The sequence below is a fragment of the Pseudomonas sp. B19125 genome, from assembly GCF_044218855.1.
Taxonomy (GTDB): Bacteria; Pseudomonadota; Gammaproteobacteria; order Pseudomonadales; family Pseudomonadaceae; genus Aquipseudomonas; species Aquipseudomonas edaphica.
The window spans coordinates 6,368,085-6,393,230 of record NZ_CP162589.1; the positions used below are offsets into that span (position 1 = coordinate 6,368,085).

Consider the following 25,146-nt stretch of genomic DNA (forward strand, 5'->3'; position numbering starts at 1 on the left):
AGGATCAATAATAAAATTCGGAAAATAGATAGCTTATGGCCGTCACACCCCCAAGGATAGACGGCAATTGCAAGGACTCAGCTCAATATGGAGACCGATCCCAAGTATTTCAAGGCGCGTGACAGATTGTCGCTGTCCAGGCTGTCCAACCAGTGCAACTCGCTCCAGCTGCGCAGCCAGGTGAACTGGCGCTTCGCCAATTGGCGCGTGGCAATGATGCCGCGCTCCTGCATTTCGGCTGACGTCAGCTTGCCATCCAGGTGTTCCCAGACTTGGCGGTAGCCTACAGCACGTATCGAAGGCAACCCGGCATGCAGGTCACCTCTGGAACGCAGTGCTACGACCTCGTCCACAAACCCCTGTTCCAACATAATTGTGAATCTTTGTGCAATTCGTTCATGCAACACCTGGCGATTTGCCGGAGCAATGGCCAGATTCGCCACAGTATAGGGCAATTGTGACTGTCCAGATGCGCCTGCATCAGCACTTTGCGCAGTTTGTTTCAGCCTGTGTTCAGTCATGGTCTGGCCGCTCACCCGCCAGACTTCCAGGGCGCGACTGAGGCGCTGGGGGTCATTGGGGTGAATGCGCGCAGCGGAAACCGGGTCGACTGCCGCCAACTGGTCGTGCAGGGCTTGCCAGCCAAGGCGTGCAGCCTCTTCTTCAATTTCGCCACGCACCTGGGCGTCGGCCGCAGGCATATCCGCCAAGCCTTCCTGCAAAGCCTTGTAATAGAGCATCGTACCGCCCACCAGCAGCGGAATATTGCCCCGCGCGGTGATCTCGGCCATGGCGGCCAGGGCATCGGCACGGAAATCGGCGGCGGAATAGCTCTCGGCCGGGTCGATGATGTCAATCAACCGGTGCGGATACTGTGCCAACAGTTCTTTTGAAGGCTTGGCCGTGCCGATGTCCATGTCCCGGTAAACCAGGGCAGAGTCGACGCTGATCAGCTCGCAAGGCAGCACTTTGGTCAGCTCGATGGCCAGGTCGGTCTTGCCGGCGGCCGTAGGGCCCATCAGGAAGATGGCGGGGGGCAAGGCACTCATCAACGGCCGCGCAAGAACAGTTTGTCCAAGTCGTCCAGGCCCATTTGGGTCCAGGTCGGTCGGCCATGGTTGCATTGCCCGCTGCGCTCGGTGTTCTCCATGTCGCGCAGCAAACCGTTCATTTCCGGCAACGCCAGGCGGCGGTTGGCGCGGATTGCACCGTGGCAGGCCATGGTACCGAGCAGTTCGTTGATATGTGCCTGGATGCGATCGCTGGTGCCGTATTCCATCAGGTCGGCCAGCACGTCGGCGACCAGGCGGTTGGCTTCGGCTTGCTTGAGCAAGGCGGGAATCTGGCGAATAGCCAGGGTTTCCGGGCCCAGGCGTTGCAGTTCGAAGCCCAGCTTCTGGAACACGCTGTGGTGCTCCTCGGCGCAATCGGCTTCACGCTGGCTCACCGCCAGGGATTCCGGCACCAACAACGGCTGGCCGCTCAGACCTTCACTGGCCATGGCGATCTTCAAGCGCTCGTACATGATCCGTTCGTGGGCGGCGTGCATGTCCACCAGCACCAGGCCATGGGCGTTTTCGGACAGGATATAAATGCCCTTGAGCTGCGCCAGCGCATACCCCAAAGGCGGAATATCACCGCCGCCCTCAGGCAACGCCACAGCGCCCGGCTCAGCCCCCGGCAGCGGTGCAAAAAATTCGCGATAGGCCGCCTGGGCCTCGGCTACCGGCACAGTCGACTGCGGGCGTGGCGTGTATTGGTACTGATAACCCGCGCCCGCACCGGACCCCGGCGCGGTGTAGGAAGGCTGCGGCTGCGGCGATTGCAGCAGGTTGGCCGCCAGGCTCATTTCACCCTGAGGCCCGAACTCGCCGGCCTCCGGACCGCTGGGCCTGACCACCGCCGTCACAATCGGCGCTGACAACTGATCATCGGGGCGCACATCGCCCAAGGCGCGGTGCAGCGTGCCGTAGAGGAAGTCATGCACCATGCGCCCGTCACGGAAGCGCACTTCGTGCTTGGTCGGGTGCACGTTGACGTCGACCACCGACGGGTCGACTTCAAAGAACAGCACAAACGTCGGGTGCCGCCCGTTGAACAGCACATCGCGATACGCCTGGCGCACCGCGTGGGCCACCAGTTTGTCGCGTACCGCACGGCCATTCACAAAGAAATACTGCAAGTCCGCCTGGCTGCGGGAGAAGGTCGGCAAACCGACCCAGCCCCACAGGCGCAAGCCATTGCGCTCGATTTCAATCGGCAGCGCCTGCTCAAGGAAGCCTGCGCCGCAGATCGCCGAGACCCGCCGAGCGCGCGCGGCGTCGTCATGGGCTTCGTGCAGGCTGAGGATGGTTTTGCCGTTGTGGCGTAAATGGAACGCCACATCAAAACGCGCCAACGCCAGGCGCTTGATGACTTCTTGCAGGTGATCGAATTCGGTTTTTTCGGCCTTGAGGAACTTGCGTCGCGCGGGCGTGTTGAAAAACAGGTCGCGAACTTCAACCGACGTCCCCACCGGGTGCGCGGCCGGCTGCACACGAGGCGCCATGTCACGGCCTTCGGTTTCCACCTGCCAGGCTTGCTCGGCGCTGCGGGTGCGCGAAGTCAGGGTCAGGCGCGCTACGGAGCTGATGGACGCCAATGCCTCACCGCGAAAACCCAGGCTCATTACCCGCTCAAGGTCTTCAAGGTCGCGAATCTTGCTGGTGGCGTGACGAGCCAGGGCCAGCGGCAGGTCATCCGAGGAAATCCCGCTGCCGTCGTCGCGAACCCGCAGCAGCTTGACGCCGCCCTGCTCCACATCGACATCAATGCGCTTGGCACCGGAGTCGATACTGTTTTCCAGCAATTCCTTGATCACCGACGCCGGGCGCTCAACCACCTCACCCGCAGCAATCTGGTTGGCGAGGCGCGGGCTGAGCAGTTCGATGCGCGAGCCACTGTTCAATAAGGAGTCGCTCATTACTGCGCCGCCAATTCAGTGCCAGGGATGGTCAACACCTGACCGACTTTCAATTCATCGGTCTTCAGGTTGTTGGCGCTGCGCAAGGTCGCGGCAGATACCTGGAAACGCACGGCCAGCATGGCCAGCGTGTCGCCGGGTTGCACGCGATGGTCACGCGGGCCTTGGGCGATTTTGCCGGAATCACGCAGCCAGGCAATGTAGGTACCCGGCGGCGGGTTCTGCTGGAAGAACTGGCGAATACCCGCGCTGATCGAACGCGCCAGCGCCTGCTGGTGATTGGCGCTGGCCAGCTTCGAGGCTTCGTTGGAGTTGGAAATAAACCCGGTTTCCACCAGGATCGACGGGATATCCGGCGACTTCAACACCATGAACCCAGCCTGCTCCACGCGCTGTTTGTGCAGGGACGTCACGCGGCCAATGTTGCTGAGGACTTTTTGGCCAACGTTCAAGCTGGAGGTCAGCGAAGCGGTCATCGACAGGTCGAGCAGTACACCGGCGAGCATTTTGTCCTTGTCGTCGAGGGACACGTTGCCGGCCCCGCCGATCAGGTCGGAACGGTTTTCACTGTCGGCCAGCCAGCGTGCGGTCTCGGACGTGGCGCCACGATCCGACAAGGCAAACACCGAGGCACCGAAGGCAGCGGTTGATGGCGCGGCGTCGGCATGGATCGACACAAACAGGTCTGCACCCTTCTTGCGGGCGATTTCGGTACGGCCACGCAGCGGGATGAAGTAGTCGCCGGTACGGGTCAGCTCGGCGCGATAACCTTTCATGCCATTAACCTGGCGCTGCAGTTCACGGGCGATGGCCAGTACCACATCTTTTTCATGCTGGCCGCGCGAGCCGGAGGCGCCCGGGTCTTCGCCGCCGTGGCCGGCGTCGATCACCACAATAATGTCGCGCTTGCCCGCAGGCGCAGGTGGTGGCGGCGGCAACTTGACCTGCGGCTGCGACGGGTTGACCGGCACGGCCGGAACAGTCGCAACGCTTGGGGTTGGCGCAGGCGGCGGTGCAGCGTCGGCGGCGTTGTCGAACAGGTCGACCACCAACCGATTGCCGTATTGGGCATTAGGCGCCAGCACAAAGCTTTTCGGGGTCACGGCCTTTTTCAGGTCGATGACCACACGCAGGTCCGTCGGCGTGCGCTGGGCCGAGCGCATCGCGGTGATCGGGGTATTGGCGGTTGAGACTTTCAGCGGCGCGCCGAGGGTGGCGCCGTTGATGTCGATCACCAGCCGATCGGGCGCCGTCAGGGTAAAGACGCTGTGCTGGACCGGGCCAGACAGGTCGAACACCAGTCGCGTGTTATCCGGCGCTCGCCACAGGCGAACACTTTTCACCTGTGAAGCAGCCAGAGCATTGAAAGTCATTGCCGCAAGCAACACCCCTACGACAGCAACTATCGCGCGAAAGCGCATACCTAACCCCACCAATTTTATTTGAATTCCAATGCCAGGGCCGCGCACCAAGACTGGCCGCGCGCACTCTGGGGCAACAACTTCAGCTGACGTCCATGCTCATGCGGCGTAATGGTAATGGTCAGGTCCGGCTTTGGCAAAAAGCCTGTGCCTTTATCTGGCCACTCGATCAAGCACAGTGCGTCTTCATCGAAGTAATCACGGATACCCATGTACTCCAGTTCTTCAGGGTCGACCAGCCGATACAGGTCGAAATGGAAGGCGCGAACTGCACCGATCTCGTAGGGTTCGACCAAGGTGAACGTCGGGCTTTTTACCGCGCCCGTGTGGCCCAACCCACGAATGATCCCTCGCGACAGCGTGGTTTTGCCCGCGCCCAGGTCCCCTTCAAGGAAAATCAGTCCTGCGCCGGCCGAAACCTGTGCAATACGCTGACCCAACGCAACCATGGCGTCTTCATCAGCCAGAAAAAGGCTTACTTCAGGCACGGCGACTGCTCCTCCAGCAATTGACGAATGGCAGGTATCAGGTCGCTGGCGGCCAGGCCGCGACCATAAGTGCCTTGGCGATCCCCCGCCGTGGCGTGCAACCACACGGCCAGGCAACTTGCCTCATAGGCGGGCATGCCCTGGGCCAGCAATGCACCCACCAAGCCGCTCAGCACATCACCCAAACCGGCCGTCGCCATCGCCGGGTGACCTTGGTCACAGCGCGAAACACGGCCGTCCGGGCTGGCAATCAAACTGCCAGCACCCTTGAGGATAGCCACTGCATTGAATTTCTGGCTTAACGCGCGCGCCACGTTAAGGCGATCGGCCTGAACCGCGGCTGTCGTGATGCCCATCAACCGCGCCGCCTCACCGGGATGCGGCGTGATAACGCTGTTGGCCGGCAGGCTTACGACGCCTGCGGCCAACTGGTTCAAGGCGTCAGCATCCCAAACTTGCGGCTGCTGGGCGTTGGCGGCAACCGACAACAGGCTTTTGCCCCAGGACGCTGCGCCCAGGCCAGGACCGATAACGATCACCGAGATTTTTTCCAGCAGCCCCATCAACTGATTGGCCGAACTGACGCCGACGGTCATCACCTCCGGCAAACGTGCGAGTGCGGCTGGCACGTGTTCCGGGCGAGTCGCCAACGAAACCATGCCTGCGCCACTGCGCAAGGCGCTTTCGGCGCTGAGCAGCCCGGCACCGCCAAAGCCATGGTCGCCGCCGATGACCAGCAGGTGACCGAACTGGCCTTTATGGGCGTCCGGGGAACGTGCAGCCAGTTGCGGCAAATGGCCGTGCAACAGCGGCTGTACGTCGGTAATTGTGTGTTTTGTCTGCGGCATGCGTCTTCAAGCTCCGATGTCTGGCAGAATTATACGCATCTAACCTGTGGTTTCCCGTGTCTCATGCCTGCAATTACTTCCGATCTGCCCGCCCTCGCCCAATCGATCAAAGACTGGGGCCGCGAGCTGGGTTTTCAACAAGTCGGCATCAGCGGCCTGGACCTGGCCGAGCATGAGCAGCACCTGCAACGCTGGCTCGACGCGGGCTACCACGGCGAGATGGAATACATGGGCGCCCATGGCAGCAAACGCTCGCACCCCGATGAACTGGTGCCGGGCACGCTGCGTGTAGTTTCGCTGCGCATGGATTATCTGCCAGGCGACACGCAAATGGCGCAGTTGCTGGCCAAGCCAGAAAAAGCCTACATCTCCCGTTACGCCTTGGGCCGCGATTACCACAAGCTGATCCGCAAGCGCGTGCAACAACTGGCCGACCGTATCCAGGCACAGATCGGCCCGTTCGGCTTTCGCGCCTTTGTCGACAGCGCGCCCGTTTTGGAAAAAGCCATTGCCGAACAAGCTGGCCTCGGCTGGATCGGCAAAAACACCCTGGTACTCAATCGCAAGGCCGGCAGCTATTTCTTTTTAAGCGAACTGTTTGTCGATTTGCCGTTGCCGGTGGACGCGCCTCACGTCACCGAGCATTGCGGCCGCTGCACCGCATGCCTGGATATCTGCCCCACCAATGCCTTCGTCGGCCCTTATGTGCTCGACGCGCGGCGCTGCATTTCCTACCTGACCATCGAACTCAAGAGTGCGATCCCCGAGGACCTGCGCCCACTGATCGGCAATCGGGTATTCGGCTGCGATGACTGTCAGATCGTTTGCCCCTGGAATCGTTTCGCCCGATCCACGGCCGAAAGCGATTTCAAGCCACGGCACAATCTGGATAACGCAGAACTGGCCGAATTGTTTATGTGGGACGAGGATAAATTCCTCAGCAACACAGAAGGCTCGCCCCTGCGTCGTGCCGGGTATGAGCGCTGGCTGCGCAACCTGGCAGTGGGCCTGGGCAACGCGCCGTCAAGCATTCCGGTACTCGAAGCCTTGAAAGCACGTCGCGATTATCCGTCCGAACTGGTGCGCGAACATGTGGAATGGGCGCTGAACCAGCACGCTACGCGCTAGTGCACGTCGTCGTTGTAGACAAACTTGGGCATTTCCCAGTGAAAACGTATCGCCAGCAACCGCAATAAAAAGCCGCTGAACAAAGTCAGCAGAATCGCCTGCTCGCTGGGCAGTTGCAGATACAGGCACAGCATGTAGAACCAGGCGGCGAGAAACGACACACTGGCGTACAGCTCGCGGCGAAAGATCAGCGGGATGTCGTTACAGAAGATATCGCGCAGGATGCCGCCGAATACGCCCGTGATCACGCCGCTGACTGAAGCCACCAGCATGCCGTGACCCATTTCCAAAGCAGTCATGCAGCCGATCAGGGTAAACGCCACCAGGCCCAAGGCGTCCAGCGCCAGGAACAGCGAGCGCAGACGGCGCATCAGCGGTGCAATAAAGATCGTCACCAGCGCGGCGATCGAGGTCAGCACCAGGTATTCCGGGTGTTTGACCCACGTCAGCGGGTAATGCCCCAACAGTACATCGCGCACCGAACCGCCGCCCAGCGCCGTGACGCAGGCGATCAGCACCACGCCAAACCAGTCCATGCCACGGCGCCCGGCGGACAGCGCGCCGGTCATGGCTTCGGCGGTGATGGCGATGAGGTAGAGCATCAACAGCATGATGGCGATCCTTGCGAATAGGCGCGCATTCTAATCATTGGGTGATGGCACCAAAAGGGGGCAGCAGGCGAAAGACCGTATCGACAGCATCGCAGGCAAGCCAGCTCCCACATTTGAATGTGTTCACAAGTCAAAGTGTGGGAGCTGGCTTGCCTGCGATAGGGCCTGGTATCTACACAACTTGAAGGCATCCAGATTTCCCTGTGGCGAGCAGGCTTGCCCTGCGTTGGGCTGCGAAGCGGCCCCAGTAAAGACACTGCAATTTTCCTGAAAGAACTCAGCGTCTGGATTTGGGGCTGCTTCGCAGCCCAACGCAGGGCAAGCCTGCTCGCCACAACAGCCCACTTACCACAGACTTTGTTTCAACCGGCTGCGTAGACACCAATGCTGCAATGGGGCCAGAGCAGGCGCCACAGATTCAAGCCTTGATGAAATGCTTGCGGTAATGCTGCAACTCGGCGATCGACTCGCGAATGTCATCCAGCGCCAAATGCGTGCTGCCTTTGTGGAAGCTGTCCTTGACCTCCGGCGCCCAGCGCGCCGCCAGCTCTTTGAGTGTGGACACGTCCAGGTTGCGATAGTGGAAGTAGCTTTCCAGCCCCTTCATGTGCGTATAAAGGAAGCGACGATCCTGGCAGATGCTGTTGCCGCAGATCGGCGACTTGCCCTTGGGCACCCACTTTTCCAGGAAGGCGATGGTTTCAGCTTCGGCCTCAGCCATGCTGATGCGGCTCTCGCGCACGCGCTGGGTCAGGCCCGAGTTGCCGTGGGTGCGGGTATTCCACTCGTCCATGGTGGCCAGTACAGCGTCGCTGTGATGGATGGCGATCACCGGACCTTCGGCCAAGGTGTTGAGGTTGCTGTCGGTGACAATGGTCGCCATCTCGATGATGACGTCGGTGTCGGGGTTCAGACCGGTCATTTCCAGATCGATCCAAATCAGGTTCTGTGGGTTTTGCATGGCTTGATTCTCTTGGCCCTTGGCTTAGCTGCGCAGTTTAGCAGGCGGGGGCGTGCTAGACTCGCGACCGTTTTACCCAACCTTTGCATTATCGACACGGAACACCAATGGCCAAACGCCAGCTCAATCGCCGCCAAAACTGGCGCATCGAAAAGATTCAAGGCGAACGCGCCGCTCGCGCCGCCAAACGTGAATCCTCCGCCGTGGAAGCGCTCGAGGGCGGCGACCTGGGGCCTGAACAAACGGGCCTGGTGATCGCGCACTTCGGCGTGCAGGTCGAAGTCGAGGCGCTCGAAGGCGAACTCGCAGGTTCGGTGTCCCGCTGCCACTTGCGCGCCAACCTGCCTGCGCTGGTCACCGGCGACAAGGTCGTGTGGCGTGCCGGCAACCAGGGCATCGGCGTGATCGTCGCCCAGTTGCCGCGCACCACCGAACTGCGCCGCCCCGACAGCCGTGGCCAGCTCAAGCCGGTGGCGGCCAACGTCGACATGATCGTGATCGTGTTCGCGCCGCTGCCCGAGCCGCACGCCAACCTGATCGACCGCTACCTGGTCGCAGCCGAGCATGCCGGCATTCGCCCGCTGCTGCTGCTGAACAAATTCGACCTGATCGACGAGCAGAACGCCCGGGCGCTCAACGCGTTGCTGGCGGTCTACCGCACCCTGGGTTACCCGGTGCTGGAAGTGTCGGCGCATCACGGCAATGGCATGGAACAACTGCAACAGCAGTTGGACGGGCGCATCAGTGTGTTCGTCGGCCAGTCTGGCGTGGGCAAGTCATCGCTGGTCAACAGCCTGCTGCCGGAAGTCGACACCCGTGTCGGCCCGCTGTCGGAACTGTCCGGCCAGGGTACCCACACCACCACCACCGCGCGGTTGTTCCACTTCCCCGGCGGCGGTGAGTTGATCGACTCCCCAGGCATCCGTGAATTCGGCCTCGGCCACGTCAGCCGCAGCGATGTGGAAGCGGGCTTCATCGAGTTCAACGACCTGATCGGCACCTGCCGCTTCCGCGACTGCAAACACGACCGCGAGCCGGGCTGTGCGTTGCTAAAGGCCCTGGAAGATGGGCGTGTGCAGCAGCAGCGAATGAACAGCTATCGGTCGATTATTGCGAGCTTGCCGGAGAGCAGCTACTAACGATCCACTTCTTGATACACATAAACCAGTGTACTGAAGCCCCTAGTCCATTGATTTAATAGGAGCAGGCATCAAGAATCCGGACCAACTGGGTGGCTCATACGCACAAGCCAGCTTGTATTCGGATTTCTCGATGCGCATAATTGCTCCGTCACCAGCGAAAGCTGGCAGGAGTCTGGATCCTTTTCGGGGTTGATCCAGCGGCGCAGAAGGGGCGAAGCAAGCTCCACTGCGCGTCGAATGAAGCCGCCTTCGGGCGGCTTTGCTTTTTGTGGGGCATTAACAACTGCACAGAAAGACTCGCTCCAAGGGCCGGGAGTACTTCGTGCCGCGCCAGTGCGTGGAGGACATGCGAGGTGTCATCAGCGGCGTCAAAGCCTACCTTCCTCTCTGAACACAAATGAAAACGCCCCGACATAGTCGGGGCGTTTTCATTTACAACCAACAAAGACCGCTTACGAACCCGGCGTTGGCGCAGGCGCCGTAGGGTCTTTCACCCCGCCGTCATCAAACAGGTTCAGCTTCTGCCGCAGCTCATGGGCCGGCAGCGGCTCCTGCCCTGGCGGAATAGCATTCGGATCTGCCGGCACTTCACCCGGAGCGCCTTCGCCCTGGGTCGGCGCCGCAGGTGGCGGCTGATCACCTTCAATCGCACGCTGGGCTTTTTTAGTCAGCACCACGATATCGATACGGCGGTTGATCGGGTTGAACGGGTCTTTAGGGTCAAACAACTGCGAGGACGCAAACCCCACCACGCGCGCCACTTGCGGGTCGGGATAGCTGCCCGCCACCAGCGCACGACGGGCGGCATTGGCGCGGTTGGCCGAAAGCTCCCAGTTGCCGAAGTCGCCTTGGCCCGCATAGGGCTTGGCGTCGGTATGACCGCTGATGCTGATCTTGTTCGGCACCGCCTTGATGGTGTCGGCCATGGCCAGCAGGATATCTTCGAAGTACGGCTTCAAGCGCGCACTGCCGGAGTCGAACATCGGCCGATTGGCCGCATCGGTGATCTGGATGCGCAAGCCTTCGGGGGTGATCTCGAAGGAAATCTGATCCTTGAACTTCAGCAGCTGCGGGTTTTCTTCGACCTTGGTCTGCAGTTCCTGCAGCAACAACTCCAGGCGCTCTTTCTCGACCTGCTCGGCCATGCTCTCGACGGTGTCGCGCTCGATCGGGATATTTTCCTGCGGCGACTCGGTCTTGACCTCGGGGTTGATGGTGCGCTCAGGCGCCAGTTGCGGTGAGCCGCCCAGGTCGATCACGAAGGGCGTGCCGCTTTCCGAAAAACCAATCGGGTCTTTGAAGTAACCGGCAATGGCGATCTTCTGCTCGGGCGTGGCGGTCGACATCAGCCACAGCACCAGGAAGAACGCCATCATCGCCGTGGCAAAGTCGGCGAAGGCGATTTTCCAGGCGCCGCCATGGTGCCCCGCAGCGAAGCGCTTGACGCGCTTGATGATTATCGGCTGGTTGTTTTCCATGACTTAGCGACCGCGAACCGCTTGTTCCAGCTCGGCAAAACTTGGGCGATGTTTCGGGTACAGCACCTTGCGCCCGAACTCCACCGCCAGCGATGGCGGCATGCCGGACGCCGAAGCCACCAGGCAGGCCTTGATCGCTTCGTACAAATTCACTTCTTCCTTGGCATCGTGGGCCAGGGACGTGGCCAGTGGGCCGAAGAAACCGTAGGCCGCGAGGATACCGAAGAAGGTACCGACGAGGGCCGCGCCCACGTGCATGCCGATAGCCTTCTGGTCGCCCTCACCCAGGGATGCCATGGTCACCACAATGCCCAGTACCGCCGCAACGATACCAAAACCGGGCATGCCGTCAGCGACGCCGGTCACGGCGTGGGAAGGATGTTCCAGCTCTTCCTTCAGGCTGAACAGCTCCATGTCGAACAGCCCTTCGAGCTCGTGCGGGGCCATGTTGCCGGAGGACATGATGCGCAGGTAGTCACAGATGTAGGCGGTCATGCGCTCATCTTTGAGCACGGCCGGGTACTTGGCGAAAATCGGGCTGGCGGCAGCGTCTTCGATGTCGCCTTCGATGGCCATCATGCCTTCGCGGCGGCTCTTGTTGAGGATCTCGTAGATCAGCCCCAGCACTTCAAGATAGAACGTGTGAGAGAAGCGTGAGCTGAACATGCCCAGCGACTTTTTGATCACGTGCATGGTCATGTAGCCGGGGTTGGCCTGCAGGAAAGCACCAAACGCGGCGCCGCCGATGATCAGCACTTCGAAGGGCTGGATCAGCGCGGCAATTTTACCGTGGGACAGGACGTACCCACCGAGCACACTTGCGATGACGACGATGATGCCGATAATTTTAGCCATAGGAGATTGGTACTTGCGCCGTCGGGTTCATGGACATAGTGGGTGCTGCAGAAAACTCTTGTTCTACTTATCGGCAAAACTGCGCCAGACTATAGCCCGTTAAGGCGAAAAGCCAATTCGGCCCGTTCCGGGCGTGTAGAACGCAAGTGATGATCGCGCCCCAATCATGGCAAACGAAACGACAGTTCCAAATACAAAACCCACCACCCTCGCCGCTTGGATCAAGCGCCTGGACGATGTGCTGCTGCCTGTTCCTCAGGCTAGTCACGAACGCGTGTGCAAGGCCATCCGCGACAGCCGCAGTTCATTGCGAGATATTGCCGAGCTGATGCAAAACAGCCCGGCACTGGTGCTCAGTGTGATGCGCGAGGCCAACAGCCAGGCGCACGGCAGCCTGTCGGGGCCGGCGGAAAACCTCGAAGTGGCGCTGAACCGCCTGGGTCTCAAACGCGCCGAAGAATTGCTCGCGCGCCTGCCCTCGGTGCCGGAAAAAGACATCCCGGTGGCTTTGCGCCAACTGCTGCTGATAAGCCAGCACGCCTCACAGCAAGCCAACGGTTTGTTCGCCAGCCGCCTGGCGCGGCTGTGGCAAGACATCCATTGGGGCAGCCTGCTGTTTCTGTCGCCGCTGTGGCCGCTGGCCGTGGCCTACCCCAAACTCCTGGAAGAATGGGAACTGCGGGTCATCCACAAAGGCCAGTCGGCGCACAAGGTCGAGCAGGAACTGTTCGGTGTACGCCTGCTCGACTTGTGCCTTGGCCTGACCGAAGCCTGGCACCTGCCGATCTGGGTGTCCCAGGGCTACAACCTGCTGCTGACCGAGCAGCGCTTGCTGGTCAAGGCGCTGCACATCGCCCGCGAAGATGACGCGCTGCGCCAGCAGCAACTGCTCGATGCCGAACCCAACCTGCGGCGCTGGTTGAACCAACCCGCCAACACCGTGCTGCTGGCCAACGGCCTGGCGATGTCGGCCCAGGAATCCTGGACCTGCCCGCACACCGAGCGCTGGCAATACCTTACCGCGCTGTACCTGCAAGCGCCGCTGTGTGACGTGCAGCAGCAGGTTCACCAACAAGCGGTCACCAGCGCGCGCACCACCTTGATGCCGGACCTCTGGCACCCGGCGCTGTCGCTGATCTGGCCGTGGCATGTGCAGAAGGTCCATCGCGGCCTGCTGCCCGCACCGCCGCCCACTGCCGAAGCACTGGCCGTGTGGCGCAAGCGCTGCACCGAGTTGCTGGTCGAACCAAGCCGCTTTGCCAACGCCATGCACTTGACCACCTGCGCCAAGGAAGCCTTGGTCGCCAGTGGCATGCAGCGGGTGCTGCTCTTTATGGCCGACCGCGCCCTGAGTACCTTGCGTGTGCATCAGGCCGATGGCTTGCCCAAGGACGCTGCCAACCTGAGCCTCGACGTCGTCAACAGCACACTGCTGCAACGCTTGCTGGAAAAGTCCGCCCAGGTGCGCCTCACGCCAGACAATCACGCGCAATTTTCTGCGCTGCTGCCGCCGATCCTGCGCCGCTGGTTTACCGGTGAACACCTGTTGCTACGCTCTCTGAGCTGCAATGGTCGCGTGGTGATGCTGATGGTCGCCGACCAGGGCGGCGGGCCGTTCTCGGAAACCACCGTGCAGGCTTTTGGCAAAACCGCTCAATGCATCGAGAAAGCGCTGCACAGCTTTACCAACCGCAGCGCCTGATGCTTGCGCTACAATCGCCCTCTTTTATCACCAACATTTGTGCCCAGGAGACCTCACATGCCTGACTTCTCTGGCTTGCCGCTGGTGATCGAGTCCAGCGACCTGCTTGGTCGCCTGGATGCCGAACACTTGATTCTGGTGGACCTCACCAGTGCCGCCCGCTACGCCGAAGGGCATATCCCCGGCGCGCATTTCGTTGACCCCAAGCGCACCCAACTGGGCCAGCCGCCAGCACCCGGCTTGCTGCCGCACAAGGCCGACCTGGAAAAGCTGTTCGGCGAACTGGGCCACACCCCGGACGCCACTTACGTCGTCTATGACGACGAAGGCGGCGGCTGGGCCGGGCGGTTTATCTGGTTGCTCGACGTGATCGGCCACCAGAAGTACCACTACCTGGATGGCGGCCTGCTGGCCTGGCTGGACGAAAAACACCCGGTATCCACCGAAGTGCCCGCCCCGGTTGGCGGCCCGGTCAGCCTCACGCTGCACGACGGCCCCACCGCCACCCGCGAATACCTGCAAAGCCGTCTCGGCGCCGCCGACCTGGGGATCTGGGACGCACGCGGCCCGCTGGAATATTCCGGCGAGAAAGTGCTCGCCGCCAAGGGTGGTCACATCCCCGGCGCCGTCAACTTCGAATGGACTGCCGGTATGGACAAGGCGCGCAACCTGCGTATCCGCCGCGACATGCCGCAGATCCTCGAAGACCTCGGGCTGACCCGCGACAAAGAAATCATCACCCACTGCCAGACTCACCACCGCTCTGGCTTCACCTACCTGGTGGCCAAGGCGCTCGGTTATCCGCGAGTCAAAGGTTATGCCGGTTCCTGGGGCGAATGGGGCAACCACCCCGACACCCCCGTCGAGATTTAAGGTTTAAGGACAGTTATGAAAAAGCAGTTGTTTATCCTCAGCCAGTACTTGCTGCCGCACCACTTGCTGTCGCGCCTGGCCGGCTGCATTGCCGAGTGCCGCGTGCGCTGGTTCAAGAATGCCTTCACGGCGTGGTTCGCCAAGCGCTATCAAGTGGACATGTCCCAGGCGCTGGTCGAAGACCTAACCGCCTACGAGCACTTCAATGCCTTCTTTACCCGCGCCCTGAAAGACGGCGCCCGCCCGTTGGATGAAACTCCAGGCGCGGTGCTGAGCCCAGCCGACGGCGCGGTCAGCCAGCTTGGCCCGATTGAACACGGTCGTGTGTTCCAGGCCAAAGGCCATAGCTTCAGCGTGCTGGAATTGCTCGGTGGTGATGCGGCGTTGGCTGCACCGTTCATGGGCGGTGATTTCGCCACTATTTACCTGTCACCGAAGGATTACCACCGCGTACACATGCCTTTGGCCGGTACGCTGCGTGAGATGGTCTACGTGCCGGGCCGGATTTTCTCGGTCAACCAGACCACCGCCGAAAACGTGCCGGAACTGTTTGCGCGCAACGAGCGTGTTGTCTGCCTGTTCGACACCGAACGCGGCCCGATGGCTGTGGTGTTGGTGGGCGCGATGATTGTGGCGTCGATTGAAACCGTATGGGCCGGGCTGGTCACGCCGCCGAAACGCGAGCTGAAAACCTTCCGCTACGACGAAGCCGCACGCGCGCCGATTCACTTGGAGAAAGGTGCTGAACTGGGCCGCTTCAAGCTGGGTTCGACCGCCATCGTGCTGTTCGGGCCGGATCAGGTGAAGTGGGCAGAGGAGTTGGTGGCGGGTACGCCGGTACAGATGGGCCAGGGTATCGCACTGCCGAAAGCCTGATTTGAAGCTGATGCAAATCAAATGTGGGAGCCGGGCTTGCCCGCGATAGCGGCGTACCAGTCAATACTTCAATGACTGAACTACCGCTATCGCGGGCAAGCCCGGCTCCCACAGTTACTGCAATATTGCAGTTAGATCGGGTTACAACTGCCCGTCGCGATCGCGAAAGCCCAACAGATACAACACACCATCCAGCCCCAGCGTCGAAATCGCCTGCTTGGCCGATTGCTTCACCAACGGCTTGGCACGGAACGCCACACCCAACCCGGCAATCGCCAGCATCGGCAAGTCATTGGCGCCGTCGCCGACCGCAATGGTCTGCTCCAGACGCAAACCTTCCTTGTGGGCCAATTCCTTCAGCAAGTCCGCCTTGCGCTGTGCGTCGACAATCGGCTCGACCGCCACGCCGGTCACTTTGCCATCCACCACTTCCAGCTCGTTGGCAAATACATAGTCAATGCCCAGCTTGGCCTGCAATTGCTTGGCGAAGTAGGTGAAACCGCCCGAGAGAATTGCAGTCTTGTAGCCCAGGCGCTTGAGTTCGGCAAACAAGGTTTCGGCGCCTTCGGTCAGGCGCAGCGAAGCACCGATCGAATCCAACACACTTACGTCCAAGCCCTTGAGCAGTGCCAGGCGCTCCTTGAAGCTGGCGCGAAAATCCAGCTCACCGGCCATGGCGCGCTCGGTGATTTCGGACACCTGCTCGCCCACACCGGCGGCCTTGGCCAACTCGTCGATGACTTCGGCTTCGATCAGCGTGGAATCCATATCGAACACCGCCAGGCGGCGGTTACGGCGGAACAGCGAATCTTCCTGGAAGGCGATGTCGACATTCAGTTCCTGGGCCACGCTGAGGAATTCGGCGCGCAAGGCTTGCGGGTCGGCCGGCTCGCCGCGCACGGAGAATTCGATGCAGCCCTTGCCTTTGTCGGCCGGCGTGTCCAACGGCATACGACCCGACAGACGGTCGATGTGATCGATATTCAAACCATATTGAGCGGTGATCGAGCTGACACGCTGCAATTGTTCGGCGGTTACTTTGCGGGTCAGCAGGGTCACGATGTGGCGCTTTTTACCCTGGCCTTCGACCCAATGCTGGTAATCGGCTTCGGAAACCGGGGTGAAACGCACCTGTTGATCAAGCTTATACGCCGTAAACAGGATGTCTTTGAGCACCGACGAGGCCTGCTCGGTGCTGGGGATTTCCACCAGGATGCCGAACGACAGCGTGTCGTGGATCACCGCTTGGCCGATGTCGAGAATGTTCACACCACCCTGGGCCAGAACACCGGTAATGGCTGCGGTGAGACCCGGGCGGTCTTCGCCGGTGATGTTTATCAGGACAATTTCGCGCAAAGCGCACCCCCAGGCTGGAAAAAAACCGCATTCTACCCACTTTCAGTGACCATCGGGCACAGCGAGCGCTTTGCCGGTTCTAGGCCTGTCGCTATACTGCGCGTCAACTTCACGGACCAAGAGCCGAGCGCAAGTGAACCGGCCCACGCCAGTAAAAACCGATAACTTCTTCCTGCTGATCTTCCGGGCACTGCGCCACCGCCGTGTACCGATCGCATTACGCATCGCCAGCCATAACGTGATCCTGGTCGCTCTGGCCCTGGTGATCTACGCCTGCGTGATGGGTTTGCAGTTCAAGCAGGCCATGCACGAGCAAGCCGACGCCCTGGGCGAGAGCCTGACGACCCAGACCGCCACTTCGGCGACTGAGTTGCTGGTGTCCAACGACATCCTCAGCCTCAACGTGCTGCTCAATAACCTGACCAAGAACCCGCTGGTGGCCCACGCCGCCATCTACAGCGTGGACAACCGGATCATGGCCGAAGCCGGGCAGCGCCCGAAAAACGGCCTGCTGGGTGAAGCCGAAGGTCTGTATTCGAGCAATATTACGTTTCAGGATGTGAAGGCCGGGCAACTGCGCATCAGCCTCGACATGCAGCAATTCCAGCAGCCGATGACCATCAGCCTGCAAAGCATGGGCATCCTCAGCGCGATCCTGCTGGCACTGGCCCTGGCCCTGAGCTTGCGCCTGGGTCGGCATATCTCCACGCCGCTGATGCAACTGCGCATCTGGCTGCGCGATATCGACGAACACACCCCGGCCACCGACCGCCAGGATGAAATCGGCGACCTCGCCCGCCAGCTTCACGCCAGCTTCGCTCCCGAGCCGGTGGTGCCTGAGGTTGAACCCGAGCCTGAGTACGACGACACCGACTACGACGACGAGCCCGAGTTTGAAGTGCGCAACCTGCGTGACCCAGGCTTTGACGAAAGCACGCCGGTGGCCGCCCTCAAGCCTGCGCCACGCCAGGTGATCAAGGCCGAAGAAGACGAACTGGACGATGAAGACCCGTTCGCCGACCTGCGCGACACCTCGGCCGCCGCACCCGTTGTGGCCCCGCAACCTGCGCCGGTAAAAAATACCGAGCCGCAGCACAGCGCGGTACTGGCTGTGCAACTGGGTGCCCAGGACCAACTGCGTCGCCTGCCCCGTGCGCGCCTCACCGAATTGCTGGAGCGCTACCGCGACTGCCTCGACCAGGCTGCGTCGCTCTATCAGAGCGAGCTGCACACCCTGAACGACGGCAGCACGTTGATGCTGTTCCACAGCGAAGACAGCGGCGAAGACTACCTGACCAATGCCATCTGCTGCGGCGAGCTGCTGCGCGCCCTCGGCCATGCCTTGCAGATTGAAGTGGCCGACAGCGGCATTACCTTGCAGCTGCAACTTGGCCTGACCGTCGGAGACGATCTGTTCGGCATGAGCCAGATCGACCTGCTGCTTACCGAGATCGCCCAGGATGCGCTGGCCTTGTCCCAACACAGCCGCAACCTGCTGCTGGTGGAGCGCAAGATCAGTGAAGATGCGCTGATCCGCCAGCGCGCACGAATCCGCCCGATCGCCAGCCCTGAAGGCGCGAGCTGTGTGGAGCGGCTGATGGAGCCGTACCCGTCGATGCTCGAGCGGCAGTTGGCGCGCATGCATGAGACCCGTAACAAGCCCTGATGGCTGATCGTTCCCACGCTCCGCGTGGGAATGCATTCCGTGACGCTCTGCGTCACTGCTGCGCAACGGGACGCGGAGCGTCCCAAGAGGCATTCCCACGCGGAGCGTGGGAACGATCAACAACAAAAAGGCCCGCTGAGTAAGCGGGCCTTTTGTTTGGGCGCGATTCAGATCAGAACCTGAACACTTCCATATCCGTGCGAATCGGCGTGGCCATCGGCATCTTAGGCTTCTGCGGAGCTGACGGTTTGGCCTGGGATGGCGCTTGCTTGCGCGGCGCCTCGGCCACTGGCGGCTGGTTGGCCAATGGCTTGAGCGCCACCGACAACTGTTGCGCCAGATGCTGCAACAACACGCCCTGGGCCTGGACCTGGGACGCGGTGGTGCCGGTATGTTCTTCCTGCAGGTGCACGATGCGGTTATCGCGCACCTGGCCACGGCGGTCGATCAAGCGCCATTGGGCGTCAAGAATCGCCGGTTGCGAAGTACCCGAATCGAGCCGCGTGATGGTCAGCAATACCTGCACGTCCGGGGTAAAACCCGCCGGCCCAGGTGCAAGCACCACACGCTGGCTGTCGAGATGGCCAGCCACCTGACGCAACATCAGCTGGTTGATATCGGACGACAAACTGCCCGCCCAACGACCATCGGTGGAACCTTGCAGGCTGCCGTCGTTCTGACGTTGAAGCAGGGTTTCGCGTTGCAGGTAATCAGCAACGACGACCGGGCCAAGCAAAACGGCCATGCCTGCGGTTTGCGCAGGCTGAGCCGGACTTCCGCTGTCCAGCTGGTACAGCGACACCGGTTGGTGTGTGCTGCAACCCGCCAGCCCCAAAAGGCCAGCGAGCATCAAAAATAAAGGAAGGCGTGGAGCAGTCATCATCCCATCCAGGTGGCTGCCACAAGGCGAACCACAATGTAATACTAAAAATAACCTAAACACGCTCGGCCACGCCGGCGCTGGAAAGGCCATATCATCCGTGAATATGCGCCCTGACTCCAGCGCGAAAGCGCCGATCTACGCGTTAAATCGTAGATCGAGCCCTCTAATCCGCCTTAAACAGGCGTTTCCACCAGCAAAGCATCCACGCGCTGGAAGCCACGCGGCAGTTTATTACCCCGTCGGCCACGCTCACCCTTGTAGTGTTCAAGGTCGTCGGGGCGCAGTGACAGCGTGCGCTTGCCAGCCTGGAGCACCAGGGTAGAGCCTTCCGGGATCACGGCGATGTCGGTCACGTACTCTTCGCGACTGGCCACGCGCTCCCCGGGAATCCCGATAATCTTGTTGCCCTTGCCTTTACCCAACTGCGGCAAATCGCTGATCTTGAACACCAGCAAACGCCCTTCGGTGGTCACCGATGCCAGCCAATTGCTCTCGCGATCTTCCACGGTACGCGGCAGGATCACCTTGGCGTTGTTCGGCAAGCTCAACAACGCTTTGCCCGCCTTGTTCTTGGCCTGCAGGTCTTCACCCTTGACCACAAAACCGTAACCCGCGTCGGAGGCGATCACGTACAGCGAATCGTCATCCGGCAGCAGCACGCACTCGAAATTCGCCCCCGGTGGCGGTGTGAGACGCCCGGTCAGCGGTTCGCCTTGGCCACGTGCCGATGGCAAGGTGTGCGCCGGCACCGAATAGCTGCGCCCGGTGGAGTCGATAAACACCGCAAACTGGTTGGAACGCCCGGCCGCAGCGGTCTTGAAACCATCGCCAGCCTTGTACGAGAGGCCGGTGGCGTCAATATCATGCCCTTTGGCGGAACGAACCCAACCCTTTTCCGACAGAACGACGGTAATTTTCTCGTTAGGCAACAGTTCGGTTTCTGTCAGGGCTTTCGCTTCTGCGCGCTCGACGATTGGCGAGCGGCGATCATCGCCATAGGTTTCGGCGTCTTTGATCAGTTCGCTGCGCACCAGCTTCTTGAGCTTGGTTTCGCTACCCAACAGGGCTTGCAGCTTGGCTTGCTCCTTGAGCAGCGCGTCTTGCTCGTCGCGCAACTTCATCTCTTCGAGCCGCGCCAACTGACGCAAGCGGGTGTCGAGGATGTAGTCGGCCTGGATCTCGCTCAGTTCGAAACGCGCTATCAGCTCGGCTTTCGGGTGCTCGGCGGTGCGGATGATGTGGATCACTTCATCCAGGTTGAGGTAAGCGATCAGCAAACCATCCAACAGGTGCAGGCGGCGCTCAACCTTGTCGAGACGAAATTGCAGGCGGCGGCGCACGGTCTGTACGCGGAACTCCAGCCATTCCACCAGCAGGTTGCGCAGGTTTTTCAGCTGTGGCTTGCCGTCCAGGCCGATGATGTTGACGTTGACCCGGTAGCTGGACTCAAGGTCGGTGCTGGCGAACAGATGCTGCATCAGCACTTCGTGGTCGACCCGGCTGTTGGTCGGGATGATCACGATGCGGCAGGGGTTTTCGTGGTCGGACTCGTCACGCAAGTCAGCCACTTGCGGCAATTTCGACGGTTTGGCCTGCATCAGCGCGGCAATCTGCTCCAGCACCTTGGCACCGGACACCTGGTGCGGCAGTGCGGTGACAATAATGTCGCCGTCTTCAATGTGGTAAACCGCGCGCATGCGCACCGAGCCCTTGCCGGTCTCGTACATCTTCAGCAGGTCGGCACGCGGCGTGATGATTTCCGCTTCGGTCGGGTAATCCGGGCCTTGAATATGCTCGCAGAGCTGCTCGACCGTAGCTTTTGGCTCATCAAGCAAACGCACGCAGGCAGTCGCGACTTCGCGCAGGTTGTGCGGCGGCACATCAGTGGCCATGCCGACCGCGATGCCGGTGGTGCCATTGAGCAGGATATTCGGCAAACGCGCCGGCAACACCAGCGGTTCGTCCAAGGTGCCGTCAAAATTCGGCCCCCAGTTCGCAGTGCCCTGGCCCAACTCGCTCAGCAGCACTTCCGAGTAACGCGACAGGCGCGCCTCGGTGTAACGCATGGCGGCGAAGGACTTGGGATCATCCGGCGCACCCCAGTTACCCTGGCCATCCACCAAGGTGTAGCGGTAGCTGAACGGCTGGGCCATCAGCACCATGGCTTCGTAGCAGGCCGAGTCGCCGTGCGGGTGGAACTTACCAAGCACGTCACCGACCGTACGCGCCGATTTCTTGTGCTTGGAATCTGCGTCCAGGCCCAACTCACTCATGGCGTAGATAATGCGCCGTTGTACGGGCTTAAGGCCGTCGCCGATATGCGGCAAGGCACGGTCCATGATCACGTACATGGAGTAGTTGAGGTAGGCATTTTCGGTGAAGTCAGCCAGCGATCGGCGTTCTACGCCATCTAAGCTGTCTGCGAGGATGTCACTCATGCGGGCCTCATCATTGTTTGGTCTGGCGCAGCAGCATGGTGCCGCTGCGCTGGGTAAATTCAAGTTGTTTCAATGCACTCATGCCCAACAGTACCTGCTCACCGCCCAAGCCCGGCGCTACCAGCGCGCGGACGTCCTGCAGGACAATATCGCCCAGCTTCAGGCGATCAAGGCTGGTGCGGTAGCCCTGGCTACGCCCATTGGCGGTGCTCAAGGTCACGGGCAGGCCGCGCTTGAGCCCGAGGCGGTCGGCCAATTCGGCCGGCACCGCCACATCGGTCGCGCCGGTGTCGAGCATAAACTCCACCGGCGATCCGTTGATCTGGCCGCTGGCGACAAAATGCCCTTGGCCGTTGCCCAGCAATTTTACTTCGATGTAACCCTCATGCTGCTCTGAGGTCACCACCGCATTGGGGTTTTCCTGACGCGCTTCCCACTGCCCAAAAAAACGCGTGGCCAAAAACAGCCCGGCGCCCCATGCCACGAACATCAGTACACGTCCGGCACGTTTGCCGGGCGGCGCTGCCGTCATGGTTGGGCGCCCCAGCCACCGGCCGGCGCGGCAAAACGATAGACCACCGGGCGTTTTTCACCGTCGGCACGCGGGCCAAAATTATTGTCGATACCCAACCACACACCTTCGGCATCCACCACCAGGGCTTCGGCCAAGCCATAAGGCTGGGCATAACGCCGGTTCGGTGTCAGGGTTTCGTCGGCAAACGACCAGCACAGCTCGACTTTGGCCGTGACCGCATCGCGCCGGCAAATCTGGAACGCATTGCGCTCCAGGGTAAACAGCTTGCCGTTGAACAGCGCCAGGTCGGCAAAGTCCTTGGACACCGCCTTGGCGTTGGTGAACTGTGCCGGTTGCACTTCCTGGCCGGCCTCGCTCAGCAACACACAGGGCCCATCGCAATCCCACACGCTCTGGCCACGCTTGATCGAGATCAACCCTCGTCGCTCTCGCTCGGCGGCCAGCCAGATCTGATTGCCTTCGGGGTTGATCGCCAAACCTTCGAACAAGGCATTGAAGTGCAGCAACATCCCACTGGCCCGCGCTTCGCGGACCATGCCCGGAGCAATCTTCAACCATTGCGGCGCACCGTTCACCGGCACTTGCAGCACCGCCGCATGGGCTTCACTGACAATGTAGCGGTTGCCGGCGGCGTCACAGGTGATGCCTTCAAAATCCAGGTCGCCGCCACGAATGAACGACGCAGCCTTGGTGCGCGAACGCAAACCCCAAGGCAGGCCGGACTCGGGTACCGGCGGCACCTCGATCTTTACAGTTTCGGCCTTCCAGGTCGGCGCGCTGATATCGAGGCGATAGATCTGGTCGTCATCACGGTCGGAAACCGTCCACAGGTCCTGGCCACACAGCGCCAGGCCCGACAGGTTGCCACCGCGCATGCCGTCCACCGGGTGTTCGGAGACCAGTTTAAGCTCAGCCACGGGCGCGGCCACCGCTTGGGTGGCCGCCAACCCGCTCAACATCAGGATCGCCAGGGCGAAGCCTGTGCGCATCAGCCCAGTACCTCGGCCAGGTTACCCTTGGACTCCAGCCAGGCTTTGCGGTCCGGCGCACGCTTCTTCGCCAGCAGCATGTCCATCATTTCCGACGTGCCGGCGAAGTCTTCCAGGGTCAACTGCACCAGGCGCCGCGTGTTCGGGTCCATGGTGGTTTCGCGCAGCTGCGGCGGGTTCATCTCACCCAGGCCTTTGAATCGCGTGACCTGTGGCTTGCCGCGTTTCTTCTCGGCCACCAGGCGGTCGAGGATGCCATCGCGCTCGGCTTCGTCCAGGGCGTAGAAAATCTCTTTGCCCAGGTCGATACGGTACAAGGGCGGCATGGCGACGTAGACGTGGCCGGCATCCACCAACGGGCGGAAGTGCTGCACAAACAGCGCACACAGCAAGGTGGCGATGTGCAAACCGTCGGAGTCGGCGTCGGCAAGGATGCAGATCTTGCCGTAGCGCAGCTGGCTCATGTCCGCCGCGCCCGGGTCTACACCAATTGCAACGGCGATGTTGTGCACTTCCTGGCTGGCCAGGACTTCGCTGCCGTCGACTTCCCAGGTGTTGAGGATCTTGCCGCGCAACGGCAGGATCGCCTGGAATTCCTTGTCTCGCGCTTGCTTGGCGGAACCGCCGGCGGAGTCACCTTCGACCAGGAACAGCTCGGAGCGCATCGGGTCTTGCCCGGCGCAATCGGCCAATTTGCCTGGGAGTGCCGGGCCTTGGGTGATGCGCTTGCGCTCGACTTTCTTGCTGGCCTTCAGGCGACGACCGGCGTTGTTGATCGCCAGCTCCGCCAGGGCCAGGCCCAGTTCCGGGTGCTCGTTGAGCCATAGGCTGAACGCGTCCTTGACCACACCGGAGACAAACGCCGCCGCCTCGCGGGACGACAAACGCTCTTTGGTCTGGCCGGAGAACTGCGGCTCCTGCATCTTCATCGACAGCACGAACGCGATGCGCTCCCACACGTCTTCCGGCGCCAGCTTCACACCGCGCGGCAACAGGCTGCGGTATTCGCAGAACTCGCGCATGGCGTCCAGCAAACCCTGGCGCAAACCGTTGACGTGGGTGCCGCCCTGGGCGGTGGGGATCAGGTTGACGTAGCTTTCCTGCACGCTGTCGCCACCTTCGGGCAACCACAGCAGCGCCCAGTCGACGGCTTCTTTATTCCCCGCCAGGCTGCCGCAGAACGGCTCGTTAGGCAGGCGTTCAAAGTCGCTGACCGAGTCTTCCAGGTAGGAGCGCAGGCCATCTTCGTAGTGCCATTCGACCTTTTCGCCGGTGCCTTTGTCTTCAAAGCTGACCAGCAGGCCCGGGCACAATACCGCCTTGGCCTTGAGTACATGCTTGAGGCGGCTGATGGAGAATTTTGGCGAATCGAAGTATTTCGGGTCCGGCGCGAAGTACACGCTGGTGCCGGTGTTGCGCTTGCCAACGGTACCGACGACCTCCAGGTCGGTGGCTTTGTAGCCATCGGCAAAGGTCATCTGGTACTCGTTGCCGTCACGCTTGACCTTGACCCGCACCAGGGTCGACAGGGCGTTGACCACGGATATACCCACACCGTGCAAGCCACCGGAGAACTGGTAGTTCTTGTTGGAGAACTTGCCGCCCGCATGGAGCTTGGTAAGGATCAGCTCGACGCCCGACACACCCTCTTCCGGGTGAATGTCCACCGGCATGCCGCGACCATCGTCGGACACTTCCAGGGAATGGTCGGCGTGGAGGATGACTTGTACCGACTTGGCATGCCCGGCCAAGGCTTCGTCGACGCTGTTGTCGATGACTTCCTGGGCAAGGTGGTTCGGCCGACTGGTGTCGGTGTACATGCCGGGGCGTTTGCGCACCGGGTCGAGGCCCGAGAGGACTTCGATGGCGTCGGCGTTATAAGAGCTAGCGCTGGGAGTGGCCATGGGGTCTCGTCGTGAGTCGTTCGATTAAAA

General features: G+C 61.3%; 21 protein-coding genes. 6 read left to right on the forward strand and 15 right to left on the reverse strand.

Annotated elements, in window-relative coordinates; translation table 11 throughout:
• Positions 1–77 precede the first annotated feature (77 nt).
• Genes miaA through AB4P96_RS29190 form a run of 5 tightly spaced genes read right to left on the reverse strand, consistent with a single transcriptional unit; the run spans position 78 to position 5,719 of the window.
• On the reverse strand, positions 78–1,049 hold the full coding sequence (miaA, locus tag AB4P96_RS29170; protein WP_099548094.1) for a tRNA (adenosine(37)-N6)-dimethylallyltransferase MiaA: 972 nt from the start codon (positions 1,047–1,049) through the stop codon (positions 78–80).
• Positions 1,049–2,962, reverse strand: a complete 1,914-nt coding sequence (gene mutL, locus AB4P96_RS29175; protein WP_370589495.1) for a DNA mismatch repair endonuclease MutL — start codon at positions 2,960–2,962, stop codon at positions 1,049–1,051. The genes miaA and mutL overlap by 1 nt, the downstream gene beginning before the upstream one ends.
• Complete coding sequence (locus AB4P96_RS29180; RefSeq protein WP_395600364.1) at positions 2,962–4,383, reverse strand: N-acetylmuramoyl-L-alanine amidase; 1,422 nt, start codon at positions 4,381–4,383, stop codon at positions 2,962–2,964. The genes mutL and AB4P96_RS29180 overlap by 1 nt, the downstream gene beginning before the upstream one ends.
• A 17-nt stretch (positions 4,384–4,400) precedes the next feature.
• Positions 4,401–4,871, reverse strand: coding sequence for a tRNA (adenosine(37)-N6)-threonylcarbamoyltransferase complex ATPase subunit type 1 TsaE (tsaE, locus tag AB4P96_RS29185; protein ID WP_099548093.1), 471 nt, complete (start codon positions 4,869–4,871; stop codon positions 4,401–4,403).
• Positions 4,859–5,719, reverse strand: coding sequence for an NAD(P)H-hydrate dehydratase (locus AB4P96_RS29190; RefSeq protein WP_138449469.1), 861 nt, complete (start codon positions 5,717–5,719; stop codon positions 4,859–4,861). The genes tsaE and AB4P96_RS29190 overlap by 13 nt, the downstream gene beginning before the upstream one ends.
• A 63-nt stretch (positions 5,720–5,782) precedes the next feature.
• Between AB4P96_RS29190 and queG the strand changes: the two genes are divergently transcribed.
• The gene (gene queG / locus AB4P96_RS29195) at positions 5,783–6,847 is read left to right on the forward strand and encodes a tRNA epoxyqueuosine(34) reductase QueG (RefSeq protein WP_017138468.1); all 1,065 of its coding nucleotides are present in this window, start codon (positions 5,783–5,785) and stop codon (positions 6,845–6,847) included.
• On the opposite strand, the gene AB4P96_RS29200 is transcribed toward queG, so the two are convergent.
• On the reverse strand, positions 6,844–7,461 hold the full coding sequence (locus tag AB4P96_RS29200; protein ID WP_169986743.1) for a trimeric intracellular cation channel family protein: 618 nt from the start codon (positions 7,459–7,461) through the stop codon (positions 6,844–6,846). The genes queG and AB4P96_RS29200 overlap by 4 nt on opposite strands.
• Positions 7,462–7,876: 415 nt before the next feature.
• Positions 7,877–8,419 carry an oligoribonuclease gene (gene orn, locus AB4P96_RS29205; RefSeq protein WP_060767947.1) on the reverse strand — a complete coding sequence of 181 codons (543 nt, stop codon included), beginning with the start codon at positions 8,417–8,419 and terminating at the stop codon, positions 7,877–7,879.
• Positions 8,420–8,526: 107 nt separating this feature from the next.
• Between orn and rsgA the strand changes: the two genes are divergently transcribed.
• Complete coding sequence (rsgA, locus tag AB4P96_RS29210; RefSeq protein WP_395600365.1) at positions 8,527–9,558, forward strand: small ribosomal subunit biogenesis GTPase RsgA; 1,032 nt, start codon at positions 8,527–8,529, stop codon at positions 9,556–9,558.
• 455 nt (positions 9,559–10,013) lie between these two features.
• On the opposite strand, the gene motB is transcribed toward rsgA, so the two are convergent.
• Entirely contained in the window at positions 10,014–11,039 is a 1,026-nt protein-coding gene (gene motB / locus AB4P96_RS29215) for a flagellar motor protein MotB (protein WP_017138471.1), read from the reverse strand.
• Positions 11,040–11,042: 3 nt separating this feature from the next.
• Positions 11,043–11,894 carry a flagellar motor stator protein MotA gene (motA, locus tag AB4P96_RS29220; protein ID WP_017138472.1) on the reverse strand — a complete coding sequence of 284 codons (852 nt, stop codon included), beginning with the start codon at positions 11,892–11,894 and terminating at the stop codon, positions 11,043–11,045.
• A gap of 166 nt (positions 11,895–12,060) precedes the next feature.
• Here motA and AB4P96_RS29225 point away from each other — a divergent pair, with 166 nt between their 5' ends.
• From AB4P96_RS29225 to asd, 3 genes are read left to right on the forward strand one after another with little or no spacing between them, the layout of a single operon-like run.
• On the forward strand, positions 12,061–13,596 hold the full coding sequence (locus tag AB4P96_RS29225; protein WP_017138473.1) for an HDOD domain-containing protein: 1,536 nt from the start codon (positions 12,061–12,063) through the stop codon (positions 13,594–13,596).
• A gap of 57 nt (positions 13,597–13,653) precedes the next feature.
• Positions 13,654–14,469, forward strand: a complete 816-nt coding sequence (gene rhdA / locus AB4P96_RS29230) for a thiosulfate sulfurtransferase (RefSeq protein ID WP_099548090.1) — start codon at positions 13,654–13,656, stop codon at positions 14,467–14,469.
• Positions 14,470–14,484: 15 nt separating this feature from the next.
• Positions 14,485–15,345 (forward strand): archaetidylserine decarboxylase, encoded by an 861-nt coding sequence (gene asd, locus AB4P96_RS29235; protein WP_017138475.1) that lies wholly within the window; start codon positions 14,485–14,487, stop codon positions 15,343–15,345.
• A 141-nt stretch (positions 15,346–15,486) separates the two neighbouring features.
• Here asd and serB read toward each other — a convergent pair whose 3' ends face one another.
• Positions 15,487–16,701, reverse strand: a complete 1,215-nt coding sequence (gene serB / locus AB4P96_RS29240; RefSeq protein WP_017138476.1) for a phosphoserine phosphatase SerB — start codon at positions 16,699–16,701, stop codon at positions 15,487–15,489.
• Between the two features lie 133 nt (positions 16,702–16,834).
• On the opposite strand from serB, the gene AB4P96_RS29245 reads away from it, so the two are divergent.
• Entirely contained in the window at positions 16,835–18,367 is a 1,533-nt protein-coding gene (locus tag AB4P96_RS29245) for an AhpA/YtjB family protein (RefSeq protein ID WP_017138477.1), read from the forward strand.
• A 172-nt stretch (positions 18,368–18,539) separates the two neighbouring features.
• Here the strand turns inward: AB4P96_RS29245 and AB4P96_RS29250 are convergent, their stop codons facing one another.
• From AB4P96_RS29250 to parE, 5 genes are all read right to left on the reverse strand, one after another.
• Complete coding sequence (locus tag AB4P96_RS29250) at positions 18,540–19,247, reverse strand: membrane integrity-associated transporter subunit PqiC (RefSeq protein WP_026013799.1); 708 nt, start codon at positions 19,245–19,247, stop codon at positions 18,540–18,542.
• A 176-nt stretch (positions 19,248–19,423) separates the two neighbouring features.
• Positions 19,424–21,688 (reverse strand): DNA topoisomerase IV subunit A, encoded by a 2,265-nt coding sequence (gene parC / locus AB4P96_RS29255; RefSeq protein ID WP_017138479.1) that lies wholly within the window; start codon positions 21,686–21,688, stop codon positions 19,424–19,426.
• Between the two features lie 10 nt (positions 21,689–21,698).
• Positions 21,699–22,220, reverse strand: a complete 522-nt coding sequence (locus AB4P96_RS29260) for a TIGR02281 family clan AA aspartic protease (RefSeq protein ID WP_017138480.1) — start codon at positions 22,218–22,220, stop codon at positions 21,699–21,701.
• On the reverse strand, positions 22,217–23,212 hold the full coding sequence (locus AB4P96_RS29265) for an esterase-like activity of phytase family protein (protein ID WP_170039105.1): 996 nt from the start codon (positions 23,210–23,212) through the stop codon (positions 22,217–22,219). Before AB4P96_RS29265 ends, AB4P96_RS29260 begins: the two co-directional genes overlap by 4 nt.
• Positions 23,212–25,116: a DNA topoisomerase IV subunit B gene (gene parE / locus AB4P96_RS29270; protein ID WP_099548087.1), complete on the reverse strand. Its 1,905-nt coding sequence runs from the start codon at positions 25,114–25,116 to the stop codon at positions 23,212–23,214. Before parE ends, AB4P96_RS29265 begins: the two co-directional genes overlap by 1 nt.
• Between the last annotated feature and the right edge of the window lie 30 nt (positions 25,117–25,146).